The sequence below is a fragment of the Gluconobacter sp. P1D12_c genome, assembly GCF_018812105.1.
GTDB lineage: Bacteria > Pseudomonadota > Alphaproteobacteria > Acetobacterales > Acetobacteraceae > Gluconobacter > Gluconobacter oxydans_A.
Genome location: NZ_JACSIQ010000435.1, coordinates 1 through 462, shown reverse-complemented (window position 1 = coordinate 462; position 462 = coordinate 1). Strand labels below are relative to the sequence as shown.

The 462-nt window shown below is 49.6% G+C and carries 1 protein-coding gene; it reads right to left on the bottom strand.

What is annotated here, in order from left to right; genetic code table 11:
- Window positions 1–22: 22 nt before the first annotated feature.
- On the bottom strand, window positions 23–462 hold a 440-nt coding region (locus tag KP705_RS21795; RefSeq protein WP_215765207.1), incomplete at its 5' end, for a hypothetical protein.

Below are 462 nucleotides of genomic sequence, written 5' to 3'. Positions count from 1 at the left end.
ATATGGAATCGTTCGTTAGTTTTCATAATTTTCGTCCTTCTATAACTTCAAGATTAAATCCCGGCTTTGGTATTGTAGAAAGTTCTTCTTGTGTAGCACGACTACCTACTTCAGCAACGTGGCGGTTCATGTAGTAGCGGACAAGACCCGGCCCTCGCATACCGGCTACCTTTTCGCGCTCGGAGAAAATCGCACCGAACTTCACCAGTTCATTCATGATGGCTGTAACTTCGTTGACCCGAATTCCGACTTTTTCGGCGATTTCTTCGCGGGTTAGCATGATCTGTCCGGTATGTGGGAACAGGTGGTCGAACAAGAGCGTCCAGACGTCCACGGCCTTCATTGGACGTTTACTGTTCTTCATTAGCCACAAGGTGACAGCACGGTTCTGTGCGGGACGGATCATAACAAACGGCTCCGTTGTTCCGGGGGCTGGGGTAGTAATGCGTTGAACGGTGACCA